This is a genomic window from Variovorax sp. 350MFTsu5.1, from assembly GCF_048302515.1.
GTDB lineage: Bacteria > Pseudomonadota > Gammaproteobacteria > Burkholderiales > Burkholderiaceae_C > Variovorax > Variovorax guangxiensis.
Genome location: NZ_CP157620.1, coordinates 3364547 through 3380999 on the forward strand (window position 1 = coordinate 3364547; position 16453 = coordinate 3380999).

Below are 16453 nucleotides of genomic sequence, written 5' to 3' on the forward strand. Positions count from 1 at the left end.
CACCTCTCCTACGATGGCTCCATCCGCCCACGATCACACCAAGACAGGACGCCATGCACATCGCCATCCTCACCTTCGACGGCTTCAACGAACTCGACTCGCTCATCGCGCTGGGCGTGCTCAACCGCATCAAGAAACCGGACTGGCGCGTGAGCATCTGCTGCCCGACGCCGGAGGTCACGTCGATGAACGGCGTGACCATCCGCGCGCAGTCGCTGCTGGAAGATGCGCGCTCCGCCGACGCGGTGGTCGTCGGCAGCGGTGTGAAGACGCGCGAGGTGGTCGCCAGCCCGGAGCTGATGGGGCGCCTGTCGCTCGATCCGCAGCGGCAACTGATCGCGGCGCAATGCTCGGGCACGCTCGTCCTGGCCAAGCTCGGCCTTGTCGAAGGCGTTCCGGCCTGCACCGACCTGACGACCAAGCCCTGGGTGCAGGAAGCCGGCGTGGAAGTGCTGAACCAGCCCTTCTTCGCGCGCGGCAACGTCGCCACCGCGGGCGGCTGCTTCGCGTCGCCTTACCTGGCCGGCTGGGTCATCGCGCGCACCGAGGGCATCGAGGCCGCCGAGGCGGCGCTGCACTACGTGGCGCCAGTGGGCGAGAAGGAGGCCTACGTGGCCAACGCTCTGAGGAACATCACGCCGTATCTGCCGCGATGAGGTCCGTTGTCGCCGTGGTCGCCTGCGCCGCGCAGCGCCCGTAGGTGTCGTCGAAACGCACGATGTCGTCTTCGCCCAGGTAGCCGCCGGTCTGCACCTCGATCACTTCGAGCACCGTCTTGCCGGGGTTCTCCAGCCGGTGGACCGCGCCGGAGGGCAGGTAGATCGACTCGTTCTCGTGCACCAGCTTCACTTGCCCGTCGCAGGTGGCGCGTGCCGTGCCTTTCACCACCACCCAGTGCTCCGAGCGGTGGTGGTGCATCTGCAGCGAGAGCCTGGCGCCGGGCTTGACCGTGAGGCGCTTGACCTGGAAGCGCTCGCCCAGGTCGATGCTGTCGTAGGCGCCCCATGGCCGCACCACGCGGCGGTGCTCGGTGGCTTCGGCGCAGCCTTCCAGCGAGAGCTTGCGCACCACCTCCGCCACCTGCTCGGCGCAGCCCGCGCCGGCCACGAGCACGGCGTCGGGCGTATCCACGATGATCAGGTCCTGCGTGCCCAGCGCCACCACCGGCCGGTGCGGCGCATGCACGAAGGTGTTGCGCGAGTTCAGCGCGCTGGCCTTGCCGCTGAGCCGGTTGCCGGCATCGTCGGCCGGGTGCAGGCTGGCGACCGCGTTCCAGCTGCCCACGTCGCTCCACAGCCCCTCGAACTTCACGACCGCGATCTGGCGATGCTTCTCGAGCACCGCGTAGTCGATGCTGTCGGCACGGCATTGCTCGAAGGCCGCGCGGTCCAGCCGCACGAAGCTGCCGTCGCGGGTCGCGTTGGCCGCGGCGCTCTCGCAGGCCTGCAGGATGTCGCCTGCGTGCTCGCGCAGCGCGGCGATCAGCGTGCGCGCCTGCACGAGGAAGATGCCCGCGTTCCAGCTGTAGCCGCCGTTCAGGATCAGCATTTCGGCCACCGCTGCCGTCGGTTTCTCGACGAAGCGCGCCACCGCCTGGCTGTGCCCGCCGGCCAGCGCCTCGCCGGCCTCGATGTAGCCGTAGGCGGTGCTCGGGAAACTGGGCACCACGCCGAAGGTGACGATCCGGCCCGCCAGCGCCGCATCGACGCCGGCATGCACGGTGCGGGCGAAGAGGGCGGCGTCGGGGATATGGTGGTCCGAAGGCGCGAACAGCAGCAGGTCGTCAGGCTCGGCCATCAACGCGGCCGATGCCATCGCTGCAGCGGTGTTGCGCGCCACCGGCTCCAGGATCTGCCGGCCCGTGACACCGGCGTTCTCCACCGTTTCCTTCACCAGGAAGCGGTGGTCTTCCGAGGTCACGCAGGTGATGTCGGCGTTCAGCAGAGCCAGCCGCTCCAGCGTGAGCTGCAGCAGGCTCTTGCCGCCGACCAGCGGCGCGAACTGCTTGGGCAGGGCCTTGCGCGACAGCGGCCACAGCCGCGTGCCGCTGCCGCCGCACAGGACCACGGGATGGATGGAGGGAGCGGTTTTCATGATCGGTCGCCAGCGTTGGGTTGCGTGCAGGTTGATGAAGAAGAGAGGAAAGGGCCGCTTCAGATCAGCCCGGAATACGCGGCATAGCTCACGGCCTGCGCGCGCGAATGGACGTGCAATTTCTTGTAGATGTTCTTGATGTGGGCGTTGACGGTCTGCCCCGAGATGCCCAGCCTGTTTCCGATCTCCTCCGTGACGTGCCCGCGCGCGACGAAGCGCAAAACCTCGCACTCGCGCGCCGTCAGCGTCGTCTCGCGCGGCAGGGGTTGCGCAGCCGGTGGCAGCGCGCCCATCGGCCGGTGGCTCAGCCGGGAGAGCAACCGGCGTGCCAGCCGCGGCGTGATGGCCGCGCCGCCGTTGACCACCTGCAGCACCGCCTGGGCGAAGCTCTGCAGCCAGGCGTCCTTCAAGAGGTAGCCGGTGGCGCCCAGTTCCAGCGCGTGCAGCACGTGCGCCTCGTCCTCCAGCACGGTGATGACGATGATCTCGGCCGAGCGGCGGTGCTCGCGCGCTTCCTGGATCAGGTCGAAGCCGGAGCCGTCACCCAGCCGCAGGTCGACCATCAGCACGTCGAACTCGTGCGTGGCCACCAGCCGCCGGCCGTCGCGCAGGCTGCCGGCCTGGCCTTCGAGCTGTATGCGCAGGTCCGACAGCAGCTCCTGCGCGATCACGCGGCGCATGAACTCGTCGTCGTCAACGAGCAGCACGCGCACCGGCGCGTCTTCCTGCCCGGTCAGGAAACCGGGCCACAGCGGCGTGGCCGGCGCGCAGACCCCTGGCGGATAGCCCGATTGGCCGGCGCCCAGCTCGACGGCTGGGGGTGTAGCTTGTTCAGACATGGGTGTGCCCCCGGTTGGAGTGGATGTTGATGGCTCTGTCTTTGTTCTGGAACAGCACGGCGCCGGGCACCAGGGTGGGCACCGGGTCGTCGAATCCGTGCGGGCTGGCGCACTGCCAGCGCCAGCTGTCGGCGCACATCTGGTCGAGGTCGCGGCGCGCCCGCCAGCCGAGCGTGCGCCACGCGCTGCGCACATCGGCCCAGTAGGCGGGTGCGTCGCCCGGGCGGCGCGGCCCGATGCGCAGCGCGATGCGCCGGCCGCTCGCGCGCTCGAAGGCCGAGACCACCTCCAGCACCGATGCGCCGTGGCCGGTGCCCAGGTTGGCCATGAGGATGCCGGGCCGTCGCGCGGCGCGGTGCAGCGCCGCCACGTGGCCCTCGGCCACGTCCATCACGTGCACGTAGTCGCGCACGCCGGTGCCGTCGGCGGTGTCGTAGTCGGCGCCGTGCACCACCAGGCACTCGCGCTCGCCGGCCGCGACCTGCGAGATGTAGGGCATCAGGTTGTTGGGCGGGCCGTTGGGCAGTTCGCCGAGCAGGCCGCTCTCGTGCGCGCCCACCGGGTTGAAATAGCGCAGGCAGGCGATGCCCCAGCGCGCATCGGCGTGCGAGAGGTCGGCCAGCATGCTCTCCACCATCGACTTGGTGCGGCCGTAGGGGTTGACCGGCCCATGCGGCGCGGCCTCGGCGATGGGCGAGGGCTGCGAGTCGCCGTACACCGTGGCCGACGACGAGAACACCAGCGTGCGCACGCCCGCACGATCCATGGCCCGCGCCAGCACCAGGCTGCCGGCCAGGTTGACGTCGTAGTAGCCCAGCGGATCGGCCACCGATTCGCCGACCGCCTTCAGTCCCGCAAGGTGCACTACCGCCTGCACGTCGTGCGCGGCGAAGGTGCGGTCGAGCGCGGCGCCGTCGCGCACGTCGGCGCGCACCAGCACGGGCTCGACGCCGGTGATGCACGCCACCCGCTTCAGCGAGCGCGCGTCGCTGTTGACCAGCGTGTCGAGCACCACCGGCTGGTAGCCCGCCGCGATCAGCGCCACGCAGGTGTGGCTGCCGATGAAGCCTGCGCCGCCTGTCACGAGGATCCTGGGTGCGGGCATGGTGGTTTCCTTGGGGCGGGCCGGTCGTCGCGTCAGGCGGTGACGCAGCGCTGCAGCTGCTCTTCGAGGCGCTGCAGGATCACGTTGCGGTCGAGCTCGGCCTCGGCGAAGCGCCGGCCGATCGATCCCATCAGTTCGCGCGTGGCGGGCGACATGGAAAGCTGCTCGATGGCGTCGGCCAGCGCGGCGGCGTCGCCGGGCTCGACCACCACGCCGCGGCCCCACACCGCCTCGCTGAGCGCGGTGCCGGCATGCGCGGTCACGATCACCGCGCGGCCGCTCGCCAGCATGCCGCCCAGCTTCGAAGGCATGACCAGGTCGGCGGCATCGGCGCGCTGTGGCAGCACATGGATGTCGGCCATGCCCAGCAGCTCGTTGAAGCGCTCGGTGGGCTGCAGGTCGAGGAAGTGCACGTTGACCAGCCGCACGCAGGCGTTCATCAGCGACGGGCGGCTCGGCCCGTTGCCGCAGAACACGAAGTGGATGTTGTGCGAGCACACCAGCAGCCGCGCCGCCTCGGCCAGCAGCTCGATGCCCTGCTTGCTGCCGAGGCTGCCGGCATAGAGCACCACGACCGCATCGGCCGGAATGCCAAGTTCGGCCCGGTAGCCCTGCGCGGAAGCACCCGAGACCAGCGCCGGCCGCTCGAGGGGCCGGATGGCCTCCACGTCGACCCAGTTCGGGAACAGCACCAGCCGCGATTCGTCCACGCCCTTTTCCAGCGCCTTGGCGCGCATCGCGGCCGAAATGGTCGAGACCCGGTCGAACCTGCGCATCAGCCAGCGCTCGGCGGCCAGCGCGAAGCGCCGCACCCGCTCGCCGCGCAGCCAGCCCAGGCCGAAGGCGGCGTCGACCTCGTAGTCCTGGATGTGCAGCCACGAGCTTGCGCGCATCAGCTTGGCCAGGCACAGCGCGGCCGGCGCGCAGGACAGGGGCGGCTCGACCACGAACACCACGTCAGGACGCCAGAACAGCTGCGCCAGCAGCAGCGGAATGCTCGACAGCGTGAACGACAGCAGGTGCCCGATGCGCCCCAGCGCGCGCGGCTGCGAGGGCACCCAGGTGGGCGCGCGCCATACCTTCACGCCGTTCCAGTCGGACCTGCGGTACATCCAGGCCGAGTACCCCTCGAACACCGACCATTGCGGAAAGAAGGGCGGCGACGCGATCACCCGCACCTCGTGCCCGCGCGCCTGCAGCCACTCGGCCATCTCGCCCGAGTACTTGCCGATGCCGGCCAGCTCGGGCGCGAAGTTCATCGAGTAGAGGAGGATCTTCACGATGCCTGCCTCCGCGCCAGCAGGCGCGCGATGGGAAAGAAGCCGAAGTGCAGGCGCATGCGCGTCTCGTACAGCGCGAAGTCGCTCAGGCAGGCGATGAAGAAAACGTAGTGCGGCTTGCCGGGAAAGAGCGAGGCCACCACCACGTAGGACGCCAGCCGCAGCGCCACCTCCAGCAGCGCCCACTGGCCGAGCGAGCCCATCGAGGTCTTCAGCGACAGCACCATCTCGTGGTGGATCGTGTAGGTGCGCAGAAGGAAGTAGGGCGCGATGCAAAGGAAGATGGTGCGCGCCTCGTTGCCCAGCTTGAGCAGCGGCGCGGCCACCGAGATGAGCGCGGCCAGCCCGACGAAGAGCCCGCAGCCCAGCAGGAAGGAGTGCCGCGCGAGCCGCAGCTTCGCGGCCGTGAAGTTGCTGGCCTCGGTCTCCAGCATCGCGGGTGTTTTTGTGACCAGGAAGGCCTGCACGAACTGCGAGGGCGCCTCGGCCAGCAGGAAGGCGAGCTTGAAGGCCCCCACGTAGCTCAGCGGCATGAAAGAGGCCACGATCAGCAGGTCCGACTTGCGCAGCAGGAACATGAGCAGCGAATACACCGTCGCCCCGGCCTGCGAGGCCAGCCCGAGCGCCGCGCGCCCCATCGGCGGCGCCTGGCCGTTGGCCGGCAGGCCCACGGCCAGGCACACCACGACCACCGCGATAAGGTTGATGAGCAGCAGGTGCGCCACGCCCAGGTCGAAATGCACCGCGGCGCAGACGCCCACGCCCGCGACCAGGACGGTCGAGCGGATTCCGGCCTCCAGGTTCAGCAGTCCCGCGTGGCCGAGGCCACGACTGAAGGAAAGCCGCAGGCTGTTGAAGGCGAACACCGCCAGCGTGACCACCAGGATGGCGAAGGGCGCGTCGCCCACCGGCAGGCGCTGCACCGTGAGGATCACGGTCGCGAGCACCGTCGCCAGCGGCAGGCCGATGGACAGCGTGCGCACCACGTCACCGCGCGTCACGCCCGGCGGCACCGAGGCCGCGTTGCGCGAGAACAGCAGCGAGCTGCCCAGCGTGGCCACCACCAGCGCCACCTCCATGACCGACTGATAGACCGAGTACTCGCCGAAGCGCGCCGGCGAGACGCTCGCCGCCATCAGGAAGATGGCGAGGAAGCCCGACAGGTACACATAGAGCCGCGAAGCGAGCGCGCCCAGCCCCGACAGCCATGCCATGCGCGCACCGGGCAGCGGGAGTGGCAGGCTGAAGTGCTTCATGGGTCGGCTCGCTCCATGCTCATTTGCCGGCCGGCACGCGGTGCACCCGGCGCGTGTCGAACAGCCGGCGCGCGAACGCGCCCGCGCGGAAGGTGTTGTTCTTCGCGCGCCGGGCCATCTGCAGCGCGTAGGTCACGGCCGCCACGGTCAGCATGTGACCGCGCAGCGCATAAGGCATGGCCATCTTGGCGCTGCCCTGGAAGTGCAGCGCCACCACGCGCGTGAGCTCGCCCGAGGTGCTGGTCAGCCAGGCCTTGCCCTCGCGGTAGGCGATGCGCTTGGCGCCGCCCAGCACCTTGAACTCCCCGCGATGCAGGTTGTGCATGCCGTTGATGTTGTGGTCGACCACCGTGCCCTCGAGCACCCGGTTGATGGGCTCGTCGTTGCCGGTGGCGTGCGCCCAGAGGTAGAGCAGCGTCATGTCCGACACGCCGCCGCGCACGCCCCGCGCGGCGAAGCGCGCCGAGATCTCGCGCAGCTTCCGGCGCCCCGAGGGCGTGGCGTAGGTGTCGAGCACGCAGGCCACGAAGCGGCGCAGTCCGCTCGATGTCCAGTAGCTCACGTGCGGCGAGATCTGGCAGGGGTTCCAGCCGTCGGCCGACTGCATGCTGGAACCCGAGAAATCGGCCCTGCCCACCAGCCGCCTGATGTGCTGCCCCGCGCCCTGGAAAAGCAGCACGTCGCTGTCGATCAGCACGAAATCGCGCACTTCGGGGTTGGATTCCAGAAAGCGCGCAAGCAGGAAGTAGCGCCGGAAGCAGATCTTCTCGAACTCCGGCGTGTTGCTCGACAGGTGCACGTAGGAGCGGCAAAAGCGCTCGTAGGCCGGACCCGCGTCGGTGTCCGAGAGCACGAGCAGCGGCTCGCCGGCCAGTTCCGCCGATTCGCGGCACAGCGCGAGGGTCTTGTTCTGGCGGTCTTCCACGACGATGAAGGGCAGGGGCGGGTTCATGGTGATCGGGTTGGGTTGAGGCAGGTGTGACAGCGTTTCTCTGATTCAGGGCTTGCTCGCCGCCGTGACGCTCTTGATGAGCGCGACATGCGCGGGAACGAAGCGGCCGGCTGCGTCGATGGGCATGTCCAGCGTGAAGAGGCCGCGCGCGGCTGATGCGTCGGCGATCCAGGCGCGAAGCTGCGCGGTCGTGAATCGCGCCGGCGCGTCGCGGCCCCACGAGGCGGTCAGCGGCGTCAGCACGTGCAGGACGAGTTCCGAGGGCGGGCCGGTCAGGTGCGGCGGCGGCTGCATGTATTCGCCGGCCATCAGGTTCTGGCAGGGGGCCGACTTCGCGCTGAAGCGCTCCGCGCCTTCGCCCGCGTTGAAGGCCAGCCAACGGTTGGTGGCGCCCGCGCGCGCGGCGCTGCACAGCATCTCCCAGCCGGCGGGCGTGATGCCCTTGGTGTTGTAGGTGCCGTCGAACCACCAGCCGCTGGCCAGCGCGCCATAGCGCTGCGACCAGTCGCGGATCACGCTGGACCACGCCGCGATGAAACGGGCCGGCGGCGGCTCCTGCTCCGACACGTCGCCCAGGCAATCCATGAGCGCGCGGTCGGCCTGCGGCGCACGGAACGGCAGGTACAGGATCAGCGCGATGCCCCGGCTGCGCAGGGCCCGGCCGATCTCCAGCGGCAGGTCGCGCGGCGGGCGGTTTGCGGCGCTGGCCGGGCAGAGCACCTCCAGCGCCGCATTGGGCGCGATGTACTGGCCGCTGTTCTGCCCCAGCGTCAGGATCAGGTGCGAGACGCGCATCTCCGCCAGCGTGGCCGCGAAGGCTTCCACGTCGAAGCGCCTGATCTCGCCGATCGATTGCTTGTCGGGCAGGTAATGAACCATCACGCCGAAGCCCGGCATCGGCGCCGATGCGGGCTGGGCATGGGCCGCCAGCGGCAGCGCCACCGCCAGCAGCAGCTTCGCGATCAATCGCACGACGGGCGGCAGGCATGCGGTCATGGCACGGCTCCCGCGAGCGACAGCGTGCCGCGCTTGAGCATCAGGTAGCGCCTCGCGACGTTGGCGGGTGCGCAGGTGCCGGCGTGCACCCACGCCGGGCGGGCGTGCTCGTGGTGCGCCAGGTACTGCGCGATCTGCTCCGGATCGTCGCCGTCGCTGCCCGCGAAGAAGGCGTAGTCCGCGAACAGCTCGCGGTGCACCGGAATGTCCGACAGCAGCAGCGGCACCCCCAGCGTCGCCGCCTCCGCCGCCGAGAGGTTGAAACCCTCGAAGGTCGAGAGCGAGATGAAGGCGGTGGCGCCCTGGTACAGCCGCAGCAGCTCGTTGCGCGGCACCAGGCCGCGGTGCCGAACGCACTCGCGCACCTCGGGCGGCATCGCCGACACCATGCGCTGCACTTCCGCCGCGCCGTTGCCGGTGATGTCGAGGTAGTCGACCAGCCCGGCCGCCTTCATGCGCTCGAAGAGCGCGAGGATGCCGGCGAAGTTCTTGTGCGGATAGTAGTGGTAGGCCGCGATCAGATAGCGCGCGCCGGGCGCCGCGACGGCGGCCGGGGCGACTCGCGGCGCGTCCACAGGGTTGAAGATGACGCTGGAACGCGCGCCGCGGCCGAAGTGGCGCTCGAAGTCGCGCTGGCTGCTGCGGCTGATGAAGACCACGTCGGCCGCGCTGCGTGCCGCGCGCCAGAGATTCCAGTCGAGGAAGAGCCGCTTGAGGCGCCCGAAATACTGCGGATAGGCCTTGTACTGCAGGTCGTGCACGATCACCACCGAGTCGCGATGCCGCCCCAGCAGCGTGAGCGGCAGGTAGTAGTTGGGGAACATCGAGAACAGCTGCTCGCCGGTGATCAGCGCGCGCAGCCGGTGGAAGTTGTAGAGCAGCGTGTCGAGCACGAAGCGGCTGATCTTCAGACGCTGCGCCAGAGCGAAGAGGCGTGGATGCCGTTCGCTCACCGGCACAACGCGGTCGTCGGGCGAAAGCCGCATGTGGCGCAGCAGCACCTGCGACACGTTGAGCACGCCGCCGGCCGCCTTGTTGAGGCGCACGGTGTCGTAGTAGAGGTAGGCGGCCATGGGTGCTTCTTTCTTTTCTTTCTTCTTCCTTCATGCGCTCGGCAGGCGACGCCGCACCACGCGCGTCATCGCGCGGCGGGTGCGGGAGCTCAGAGAGCCCGCGATGAATGCGGCGATCACGCCCGAGGCCGCGAACGGCCCCCAGCCGAGGATCGGGCCGCGCATGAACGGCACGTAGGCGGCCAGCAGCACCAGCGCCGCCAGGTAGGAGCCCGACACCGGCCGCCCGGCCTGGACGGCGCGGTCCACCGCCCGGAAGGCGGCCGATACCGCGAAGCCGAATAGCGCCGGCCCTGCCAGGCCGAAGTCGAAATACGCCGTCGTGAAGGGCGGCAGCGAGAGATTGGCCTGCGAGAAGTTGCCGAGGATGGCCGACCAGCCCAGCGGGTCGAAGTCGGGAAACATCTTCAGGCTGCGCGGCAGGAAGAACGAGAAGGCCGACAGCAGGTAGCGGCCCCAGCCCAGGTCCGGAATGGGCGCGCGCTCCAGGATGCCGGCGACGACGAACATCGCGTCGAAGTCCTGGCTGAAGGGAAAGGTCCGCAGCTCCTCGCCCCAGATGCTGCCGCGCGAGATCAGGTTCAGCACCGGTCCCAGCCCCGCGATGGAGCCGAAGATCAGGCCCGCGAGCAGCCAGCGCCGGCCGCGCGCCAGCGCATGGACGAGCAGCGGCAGCAGCCCGATCAGCAGGACTTGCCGAGCCGTGTTCACCGGGTTGGCCGCGATCGCCGCCAGTCCGAAGGCGATGCCCGCCACGCCCCACGACCACAGCGTGCGGCGGCGCAACGCCTGGATGGCCAGCGCCACGAAGCACATCAGCACCACCAGCTTGGGCAGCGTGGAATAGAAGATGAAGTCGATGGCGAGGTTGTTGTCCTCGCTGCCCAGGCCCGCGACCCCGCGCGCCACGAAGTTGAGCTCCGGCTTCACCAGCAGCGCGGCGAAGGCGAACACCGCGCAGCCCAGCAGCAGCAACTGGGCGTTGGCGAGCTCGGCCATGCGGCCGTCGCGCCGCGCCATCGCGTCGGCGGGCGCATCGCGCTCCCCCAGCCGCGCGGCCTCCACGCCCGCCATGTAGAGCAGCAAGAGCATCAGCGCCTGCGTGTGCGAATCGGCGCGCATCACGCCCGCGTCCCAGAAGTCGATGTCGTGCGATATCTGCATCGCCGGCGCGATGGAGAAGTAGGTCAGGATGGCCGCGTAATGGATCAGCAGGAACACGCTGCCGCCGGCCGATCCCAGCATCGCGATCTGCACCAGCGACAGCACGAACACCGCCGCGTAGCCCCAGACCGGATCGACCAGGCCGCACAGCGCGGCGCAGACGATGCCGGACCAGAAGGCGAGGGGGCGCATGGCGGGCCTGCTGGGGGATGGGCAGTCGGCGGTTCAGGCGTGGGCCTTGACCAAGGGCTGCGCCTGGTCCTGGCCTTGACCTGCTGCATCGATCTCTTCGACCGGCCGGATCGCCTTCTGGTAGTCGGCGTAGGTGCGGCGAAGCCCCTCGGCCAGCGGCACGGTCGCGTGCCAGCCGAGGCTGTTGGCACGCGAGACGTCCAGCAGCTTGCGCGGCGCGCCATCGGGCTGCGCGAGGTCGTAGCGGATGGTGCCGGTATAGCCCACCACGTCGCGGATCAGCTCGGTGAGCTCGGCGATGGATACGTCCTCGCCGGTGCCGAGGTTGATGTGGCCGCGCATCGCGTCGGTCTGCCGGTCGTATTCGGCGCGCGAAAGGTTCATCACCGCGAGGCAGCCCTCGACCATGTCGTCGACGTACAGGAACTCGCGACGGGCGCGGCCGCTGCCCCAGATCAGCACGCTGGGCGAATTGCCGATCTTCGCCAGGTGGAAGCGCTGGATCAGCGCGGGCACCACGTGGCTGTTCTCGATGTGGTAGTTGTCTCCCGGGCCGTACAGGTTGGTCGGCATTACGCTGCGGTAGTCGATGCCGTGCGTGGCGCCGTACTGGCGGTTGTAGCTCTCGCACAGCTTGAGCCCGGCGATCTTGGCGATGGCGTAAGGCTCGTTGGTGGGCTCGAGCTTTCCGTTGAGCAGGTATTCCTCTCGGATCGGCTGCTCGGCCATGCGCGGATAGATGCAGCTGGAGCCCAGGAACAGAAGCCGCTTCACGCCAGAGACGAAGGCCTGGTGCGTCACGTTGGTGGCGATGGCCAGGTTCTCGTAGATGAACTGGGCCGGATACGTCATGTTGGCGTGGATGCCGCCGACCCGGGCGGCCGCCAGGTAGACCTCGTCGATGTGTTCCGTGGCGAAGAAGCGGGCCACGGCTGCCTGGTCGAGGAGATCGAGTTCGGAATGGGTTCGCGTCACCACGTCGTGGCCCAGTTCGCGAAGGCGCCGTGCCGTCGCCTGACCCACCATGCCGCGATGACCTGCTACGAAGATTCGCATATGAGCTTTCGTTGAAGTGGTTGAATGGAAAGAGCGGAACCGCTGATGGGTAGTGGCTGTGTCGCTGCGGCCGCTATCGCGACCCGCGCGCCCCCGTCACCACCCCGAAGGTCTTCAGCAGGATCACGAAGTCCCGCCACAGCGACAGGTGCGCGACGTACTCCGCGTCCATCGCGGCGCGGCGGCGGTAGCTGATCTCGTTGCGCCCGCTGATCTGCCACAGGCCGGTGATGCCAGGGCGCACGGCGCAGTAGTGGTCCCAGTAGTCGCCGTACAGGTCCTTCTGCGCGAACATGCAGGGGCGGGGGCCGACCATGCTCATGTCGCCTTTGAGCACGTTCCAGAACTGCGGGAACTCGTCGATGCTGTACTTGCGCAGGAAGGCGCCGAAGCGGGTGATGCGCGGGTCGTTCTGCAGCTTCTGGTAGACGGCCCATTCGCGCCGCGCGGCCTCGTTCTGGCGCAGGTGGCGCGCCAGCACCGCGTCGGCGTCGGCCACCATCGAGCGGAACTTGTAGAACTTGAAGACGCGCCCGCCCTTGCCGTAGCGCGGCTGCATGTAGATAGCCGGGCCTCCGGAGGTGTAGAGCACGCCGAGCCAGACGAGCGCATAGGCCCAGCCGAAGAAGAGGAAGAAGGAGCCGGCCATCAGGATGTCGGCCATGCGCTTGGCGCGGCGCAGCCAGGGCGCGCCGCCCAGCGGCATGTAGGGCGCCGTGTTGGCAGCCGCGGTGCCGACGCCCGGATCGCCGGGCCCGTGCCCGGTGGAGGAGGTGGATCTGAGCGTGTTCATGATTCGGCGTGCTCCGGTTCGATGCGCCTGGGCATCACGGTGTCGGCCGTGTCCAGCTGGTAGGCGGGATCGCGCCGGGGCGCGGGAGCGGCGGCGGTGGTCGTCGGGGCATAGCCGTAGTAGCCGTAGCTGTAGCTGCGGTTGCGGCGCTGCGTGGTGTCGACCGCGTTGAACACCACCCCGTGGAAGGCCGCGCCCACGTGGGCCAGCCGCTTGCTGCTTTCGAGCAGCTCGCCCATCTCGCTGTTGTCGGCGCGCGCCACCAGCAGCACGGTGCCCATGCTCGGCGCCATGGCGGCGGTCTCGGAGGCCAGCAGGGCCGGGGGTGCGTCGATCACCACCACGTCGTAGCGTGCCGACAGCAGCGCCAGCGCATGCGCGAAGGTGTCGCTGGTCATCAGGCCGGCCGGGTCCGGGTGCGGGGTGCCGGCGGACATCACATCCAGGTAGGGCAGCACCTGGTGGTGGATGGCCTGCTCCAGCGGCACCTCGCCGTTGATGACGTCGGCCAGGCCGTCGCGGCGCTGCAGGCCGAAGTCCTCGGTCAGGGTGCCGCGGCGCAGGTCGCCGTCGATCAGCAGCACCCGCTTGCCCGACACCGCCAGCAGCGTGGCGAAGTTCGACGACACGAAGGTCTTGCCCGCGCCGGCCGTGGCGCTGGAAATCAGGATGCGGTTGTTGGGCGCGCCCACCATCACGAACTTGAGCGCCGTGCGCAGCCTGCGCAGGCCTTCGAGCGCCGGGTCTTCCACGTGCAGCGCCGCCAGCACCTTGACGCCGGGCTTGCCCTTGCGCACCGCGCGGTCGAGCACGCGCTGCTGCGTGCTCAGCGGGATGCTGCTGTACACGTTCAACCCGGTGATGGCCTCGATGTGGTCCGGACTCTCGATGGAGCGCTTCAGGTTCTTGCGCGCCAGCGCCGCCGCGCCACCGGCGAAGAGGCCGCCGGCCAGCGCCAGCGCGACCACGATGACCGGCTTGGGCCGCACCGGCTTCTCGGCCACCAGCGCCTGGTCGAGCACGCGCACGTTGGCCACCTTGCCTTCCTTGGCCAGCCGCATCTGCAGCGAGCTGTTGAGCAGCGTCGCGTAGAGCTCGGTGTTGACCTTGATGTCGCGTTGCATGCGCACCGCGTTCTGCTGCAGCATGGGCATGCGGCGGATGCGGCCGTCCACCGAACCCAGCTCCTTCTTGAGCGAGGCGATCTGCGCGTCGAGCGTCTGCACCATCGGGTGCTGGGCGGTGAAGCGGCCCACCAGGTCCAGGCGCTTCTGCTTGGCGTCGAAGAGCTTGGCCTGCAGGTCGACGTTCTGCGTCAGCGCGTTGCGGGCCTCGTCGTCCAGGCTGATGGTGCCGTTCTGGTTGCGGTACTGGTTGTAGGCGTCCTCGGACTGCTCCAGCTGCTGCTTGAACTTGGGCAGCTCGGTGCCCAGGAAGGCCAGGGCGCGCTCGGCCTGCACTGTCTTCTGCTCGATGTTCTGGCGCACGTACAGGCCCGCGATCTCGTTGAGCACGCCGGCGAGCTGGTTGCGGTTCTCGGCCTGCAGGCTGATGTCCATCACGCCCGACTGCTTGCCTTTCTCGACCACGCGCAGGTCGCGCTGCAGGCCCAGGAGCGTGAGCTGCTTCGAGTAGCGCACCAGCTCGAAGGCCCCGCCGGGGCGGGCCTCGAAGGAGCCCACCAGCAGGTGCAGGTTGCCGCCGGGCACGGTGGCGTCCAGCGGCGTGCCGGCGGTGCCGTGCAGCGGCGACTCGAGCTCGGGGCTGGTCAGGGTGTAGTTGCCCTCGGTGCCCGCGACCAGCGTGAACTTCTTGCCCTCCAGGGCGGGCGGCACGTCCATCTGCGCGACGGCAATCTGCTCGGTGCCCGAGACATAGTTGCCCCAGCCGAACACGCCCGGCGTGGAAAGCCGGCTCGAATGCCGCGCCAGGAACTCACCCACCACGGGTATGTAGAGCGGCTTCGCGCCGATGTACAGGCGGGTGTTCTCCATCGCCTGGCCCAGCACCATGCGCGAGCGCAGGATCTCGGTCTCGCCCGCGGTCGGCGTCTTCACGCTGATGCCGCCGCCTCCGTTGGCATCGCCCGGAAAGTTGCCGCCCGAGCGGTCGGGGTCTTCCACCTGGATCAGGATGTTGGCCTCGTACACGCGGGTGCCGAAGAGCGCGTAGCCCACGCCCGCCAGCAGCGCCAGCGCCGTGATGCCGGCGATCAGCCAGCGGTTGTCCACGAGGATGTCGAAGTACTCGTGGAAGCGGGACTCGCGGGGCCAGGCCGTGGTTTCGAGCACCGTCACTGGGGTGCCCGCGGGCGCGGGAAGCGACGGTTGCCAGTGCGCGTTCATGGGGTTCACCTTTTGCGTTGGCGTTGTTGCTGTCCGGACGGGCGAGGCGCCTAGCGGCGGGCCGTGTCGCGGGCGAGGTTGACGACCTGGGCGGCCGGCAGGATCAGGCTGAACACGCGGCTCCAGCTCACCAGCGGCACGCGGTCGACGTACACCACGTCGCGCGGCTGCAGCTCGAAGCGGTCGGCCAGCGCGAGCGCCACCGGGTTCTTCGCGTTGAGGTTGAAGACCTGCTGCACGTCCAGGTTGTCGGGCGAGTTGCGCACCACGTAGATCTGGCCGGGGTCGGAGGTCGCGAGGTCGGGCCCGCCTGCATCGCCGAGCGCCTCGTTCAGGCTCAGCCGGCCGTTGTTGCGCATCTGCAGCGCCGACGGCGCGCGCACCTCGCCCATCACGTAGACGCGGCTGTCCTCGCGGGTGCCGACATTCACGATGTCGCCGTTGCGCAGCGGAATGCTGTTGGGGTCGGCGCCCATCGCCTGGAGCATCGGCAGGTTGATGACCGTCGAGACTCCGCCGCGCGTGAGCGTGACGTTCGCGCGGTCGCCGGCCTGGGTGAAGCTGCCGGCGCGGCTGATGGCCTCCGACAGCGTCATCGGCACGTCGGTGAAGATCTGCAGGCCCGGCGTGCGCACCTCGCCCTGCACGTAGGCGCGCTGGCTGCGGAAGGACTGGATGCGCACCGTCACCTGCGGGTCCTTGATGAAGGACTTGATGCGCTGCGCGATCAGCTCCGACGCGCCGCTCTCGGTCAGGCCCTGCACCTTGGTGCGCCCGATGTACGGAAAGAAGATCTCGCCCTTGGCGTCGACGATGAAGCCGGGCGCCACGGTCACGCCCGTCGGGTCCGACTGCTGCGCGATCACCGCGCCGGCGTTCGGCAGCAGCTCGGGGTGGTCGTACACGATGATGCCCACCACGTCGCCCGGCCCGATGGTGTAGACCGGTGCCGCGGTGAACAGGCGCTTGATGTTCTCGGGCACGCCCTTGGGCCGCTGCGCGATCTGCGTGCGGATCAGGTCGGGCGTGATCGGGATGATCTGTCCGGTGCTGCCCGAGGCTGTGCTGTCGCCGTTGGCGCGGGTGAAGCCCAGCGGTGCCACCGAGCCGAATCCCGGAGCGCAGCCCGCGAGCATCACCAGCCAGATCGAGACCAGCATGGCCAGCCCGAACCATCGCAGCCGTGCCTGCGCTGGCGTCCGGGCCAGGACCGCGGACGGTTGCGTTCCGCGTGCTTGTGTCGCTGGATCGTGGCGTTGCATGGTGATCTCCTTGACGGCTGGTTGTGGCGGGTGGTGCAAGGCGTGA

At 69.4% G+C, this 16453-nt stretch carries 14 protein-coding genes; 1 reads left to right on the forward strand and 13 read right to left on the reverse strand.

Annotated features, from left to right (window positions below; translation table 11 throughout):
• Positions 1–53 precede the first annotated feature (53 nt).
• Positions 54–656, forward strand: a complete 603-nt coding sequence (locus ABL843_RS15295) for a DJ-1/PfpI family protein (RefSeq protein WP_184637996.1) — start codon at positions 54–56, stop codon at positions 654–656.
• Here the strand turns inward: ABL843_RS15295 and ABL843_RS15300 are convergent.
• The 13 genes from ABL843_RS15300 to ABL843_RS15360 all read right to left on the reverse strand — a co-directional run bounded on the left by ABL843_RS15300 (position 634) and on the right by ABL843_RS15360 (position 16407).
• Positions 634–2094: a mannose-1-phosphate guanylyltransferase/mannose-6-phosphate isomerase gene (locus tag ABL843_RS15300; RefSeq protein WP_418120395.1), complete on the reverse strand. Its 1461-nt coding sequence runs from the start codon at positions 2092–2094 to the stop codon at positions 634–636. The genes ABL843_RS15295 and ABL843_RS15300 overlap by 23 nt on opposite strands.
• A 59-nt stretch (positions 2095–2153) precedes the next feature.
• Positions 2154–2933: a LuxR C-terminal-related transcriptional regulator gene (locus ABL843_RS15305; RefSeq protein ID WP_184637992.1), complete on the reverse strand. Its 780-nt coding sequence runs from the start codon at positions 2931–2933 to the stop codon at positions 2154–2156.
• The gene (gene galE / locus ABL843_RS15310; RefSeq protein ID WP_418120396.1) at positions 2926–4038 is read right to left on the reverse strand and encodes a UDP-glucose 4-epimerase GalE; all 1113 of its coding nucleotides are present in this window, start codon (positions 4036–4038) and stop codon (positions 2926–2928) included. Before galE ends, ABL843_RS15305 begins: the two co-directional genes overlap by 8 nt.
• 32 nt (positions 4039–4070) lie before the next feature.
• Complete coding sequence (locus tag ABL843_RS15315; RefSeq protein WP_418120397.1) at positions 4071–5318, reverse strand: glycosyltransferase WbuB; 1248 nt, start codon at positions 5316–5318, stop codon at positions 4071–4073.
• A complete protein-coding gene (locus tag ABL843_RS15320) occupies positions 5315–6574 on the reverse strand; it encodes a polysaccharide biosynthesis protein (RefSeq protein WP_418120398.1) in 1260 nt (419 codons plus the stop codon). Before ABL843_RS15320 ends, ABL843_RS15315 begins: the two co-directional genes overlap by 4 nt.
• Positions 6575–6593: 19 nt before the next feature.
• Positions 6594–7526, reverse strand: a complete 933-nt coding sequence (locus ABL843_RS15325) for a hypothetical protein (RefSeq protein ID WP_418120399.1) — start codon at positions 7524–7526, stop codon at positions 6594–6596.
• A 45-nt stretch (positions 7527–7571) separates the two neighbouring features.
• Positions 7572–8522 (reverse strand): hypothetical protein, encoded by a 951-nt coding sequence (locus ABL843_RS15330; RefSeq protein WP_418120400.1) that lies wholly within the window; start codon positions 8520–8522, stop codon positions 7572–7574.
• Positions 8519–9595, reverse strand: a complete 1077-nt coding sequence (locus tag ABL843_RS15335; RefSeq protein WP_418120401.1) for a glycosyltransferase — start codon at positions 9593–9595, stop codon at positions 8519–8521. The genes ABL843_RS15330 and ABL843_RS15335 overlap by 4 nt, the downstream gene beginning before the upstream one ends.
• A 30-nt stretch (positions 9596–9625) precedes the next feature.
• A complete protein-coding gene (locus ABL843_RS15340) occupies positions 9626–10951 on the reverse strand; it encodes a hypothetical protein (protein WP_418120402.1) in 1326 nt (441 codons plus the stop codon).
• A 33-nt stretch (positions 10952–10984) separates the two neighbouring features.
• Complete coding sequence (locus ABL843_RS15345; RefSeq protein ID WP_418120403.1) at positions 10985–12007, reverse strand: GDP-L-fucose synthase family protein; 1023 nt, start codon at positions 12005–12007, stop codon at positions 10985–10987.
• 73 nt (positions 12008–12080) lie between these two features.
• Positions 12081–12800, reverse strand: coding sequence for a sugar transferase (locus ABL843_RS15350; RefSeq protein ID WP_418120404.1), 720 nt, complete (start codon positions 12798–12800; stop codon positions 12081–12083).
• Positions 12797–15145, reverse strand: a complete 2349-nt coding sequence (locus ABL843_RS15355; protein ID WP_126019698.1) for a polysaccharide biosynthesis tyrosine autokinase — start codon at positions 15143–15145, stop codon at positions 12797–12799. The genes ABL843_RS15350 and ABL843_RS15355 overlap by 4 nt, the downstream gene beginning before the upstream one ends.
• 50 nt (positions 15146–15195) lie before the next feature.
• Positions 15196–16407, reverse strand: coding sequence for a polysaccharide biosynthesis/export family protein (locus ABL843_RS15360; RefSeq protein ID WP_418120405.1), 1212 nt, complete (start codon positions 16405–16407; stop codon positions 15196–15198).
• Positions 16408–16453: the final 46 nt, after the last annotated feature.

Excerpts from the sequence above, each read along its gene's own strand:
- ABL843_RS15295 (WP_184637996.1), top strand. The coding sequence starts at position 54 with ATGCACATCGCCATCCTCACCTTCGACGGCTTCAACGAACTCGACTCG.
- ABL843_RS15300 (WP_418120395.1), bottom strand. The coding sequence starts at position 2,094 with ATGAAAACCGCTCCCTCCATCCATCCCGTGGTCCTGTGCGGCGGCAGC.
- ABL843_RS15305 (WP_184637992.1), bottom strand. The coding sequence starts at position 2,933 with ATGTCTGAACAAGCTACACCCCCAGCCGTCGAGCTGGGCGCCGGCCAA.
- galE (WP_418120396.1), bottom strand. The coding sequence starts at position 4,038 with ATGCCCGCACCCAGGATCCTCGTGACAGGCGGCGCAGGCTTCATCGGC.
- ABL843_RS15320 (WP_418120398.1), bottom strand. The coding sequence starts at position 6,574 with ATGAAGCACTTCAGCCTGCCACTCCCGCTGCCCGGTGCGCGCATGGCA.
- ABL843_RS15325 (WP_418120399.1), bottom strand. The coding sequence starts at position 7,526 with ATGAACCCGCCCCTGCCCTTCATCGTCGTGGAAGACCGCCAGAACAAG.
- ABL843_RS15330 (WP_418120400.1), bottom strand. The coding sequence starts at position 8,522 with ATGACCGCATGCCTGCCGCCCGTCGTGCGATTGATCGCGAAGCTGCTG.
- ABL843_RS15335 (WP_418120401.1), bottom strand. The coding sequence starts at position 9,595 with ATGGCCGCCTACCTCTACTACGACACCGTGCGCCTCAACAAGGCGGCC.
- ABL843_RS15340 (WP_418120402.1), bottom strand. The coding sequence starts at position 10,951 with ATGCGCCCCCTCGCCTTCTGGTCCGGCATCGTCTGCGCCGCGCTGTGC.
- ABL843_RS15345 (WP_418120403.1), bottom strand. The coding sequence starts at position 12,007 with ATGCGAATCTTCGTAGCAGGTCATCGCGGCATGGTGGGTCAGGCGACG.
- ABL843_RS15350 (WP_418120404.1), bottom strand. The coding sequence starts at position 12,800 with ATGAACACGCTCAGATCCACCTCCTCCACCGGGCACGGGCCCGGCGAT.
- ABL843_RS15355 (WP_126019698.1), bottom strand. The coding sequence starts at position 15,145 with ATGAACGCGCACTGGCAACCGTCGCTTCCCGCGCCCGCGGGCACCCCA.
- ABL843_RS15360 (WP_418120405.1), bottom strand. The coding sequence starts at position 16,407 with ATGCAACGCCACGATCCAGCGACACAAGCACGCGGAACGCAACCGTCC.